At 76.0% G+C, this 1,644-nt stretch carries 1 protein-coding gene and 1 pseudogene; both read right to left on the bottom strand.

The features are described from left to right. Positions 1 to 937 (bottom strand): tRNA (adenosine(37)-N6)-dimethylallyltransferase MiaA (gene miaA, locus ACNAYW_RS24690; RefSeq protein WP_415852236.1); only part of this gene is annotated, 937 nt, incomplete at its 3' end. Between the two features lie 317 nt (positions 938 to 1,254). Continuing rightward, positions 1,255 to 1,557 (bottom strand): annotated as a pseudogene (locus ACNAYW_RS24685) (hypothetical protein); the annotation flags it as partial. Positions 1,558 to 1,644 lie beyond the last annotated feature (87 nt).

Genomic DNA, 1,644 nt, shown 5'->3' with positions numbered 1-1,644 from the left:
ACGGCGGGGCCGCGTGCGCGGCGAGGGCCGCGCCGAGCAGGTCCGGCGCGGCGGCATCCAGCCAGACGACGCGCGGGTCGCGCCGGAACCACGACCGCTGCCGCCGCACGTAACGGCGGGTTCCGATGAAGGTCAACTCGCGGGCCTGCTCGAGGTCGTACTCGCCGTCGAACGCGGCGAGGACCTGGGCGTAGCCGATCGCGCGGGCCGCCGTGACGCCCTCCCGCAGGCCGCGCTCCTCGAGGGCCCGGACCTCGTCGACCAGGCCGGTGTCGAACATGCGCCGGGTCCGCAGGTCGATGCGGGCGTCGAGTTCCTCGGTGTCGCGATCCAGCGCGACGATAGCGGCGTCCCAGCGCGCGGGGCCGATCTCGGGCGCCGACGCGGCGAAGGGCTCGCCGGTGATGGTGACGACCTCGAGGGCGCGGACGATCCGTCGCCCGTCGGTCGTGAGGATCTTCGCGGCGGCGGCGGGATCGAGCGCGGCGAGCTCGCGGTGCAGGGCGAGCGTCCCGATCTCGGCGAGGCGGTCCTCGAACCGGCGCCGCACGGCGGGATCGGTCGCGGGAAAGGACCACTCGTCGAGCAGCGCCTGGAAGTACATCATCGAGCCGCCGACGATGATCGGCGTGCGGCCCGCGGCGAGCAGGGCCTCGGCGTCCGCACGGGCCCGCTCCTGGTACCCCGCCACGGTGGCGGTCTCGGTCACGTCCAGCACGTCGAGCTGGTGGTGCGGAATGCCGCGCCGCTCCGCGACCGGGAGCTTCGCGGTGCCGATGTCCATGCCCCGGTACATCTGCATCGCGTCGATGTTGATGATCTCGCCGTCCAGCCGCTCGGCGAGGTCCAGGGCAAGGTCCGACTTGCCGGTGGCGGTGGGTCCGACGACGGCGATCGGCCGGACGGCGTCGCGGACGCCCCGGGTCCCCGTCGTCACCCGGCGCCACCCGTGGCCACGAGGTAGCCGACGCCGAACGGGGCGCCGCGGTAGAGGACGTCCACGGGCCCACCGGCGCAGGCCGCGGCGGCGGCGCGCCAGGCATCGTCGAGCCCGTCCGTCGGCCCACCGTCGCAGACGGCGGCCACCTGCGCCGCGAACACGGCCTCGTCCTCCGGCCGGTGACCGCCGGGCGCGCGAGCGGTCAGGGTGTTCGGGCCGTCCAGGACGAAGAGCAGGCCCTCGGCCTCGCCGTCCTCGACGATGCGCGCCGACGGCGCGGCGCCCCCGCGCAGCCAGGCGGCGACGAGCAGCGNCACGGGCCACGTGGGGCTGGGCGGGAGATCGTTCGACGGTGCCCCGGGCCCCGTCGTCACGATCACGTCGGCCCCGAAGCCGACGAAGGTTCCCGCCGAGGCCTCGTCGGTCCTGGTCAGGGGCGCGGCGGCGACGACACGCCAGGTGCGCGCACGCGCGCCGAGCCAGGCGCCCGCGGCGAGCGCGGCGCTGCGCAGCCGGTCGGCGTCGGGGTCGCCCGGGGCGCCCACCAGCTCGGGAACGAGCAGCGGGGCGCCGGGGATCACGGCCACGGGCCGGTGGTCGCGCTGGGACGGGTGCACGAGAAGAACGCTAATCGATCGCGCCGGAGGGCCCGCGGAGTGCTTCAATGGATCCGGGCCCGCGCGCTGTGCGGGTCCGTGACGACC

The sequence above is a fragment of the Tsukamurella ocularis genome, assembly GCF_965138335.1.
In the GTDB taxonomy this organism is placed as follows: domain Bacteria; phylum Actinomycetota; class Actinomycetes; order Mycobacteriales; family Mycobacteriaceae; genus Tsukamurella; species Tsukamurella ocularis_A.
The sequence above is the reverse complement of the archived record's forward strand: the minus strand, read 5'-3'. Positions and strand labels throughout refer to the sequence as shown.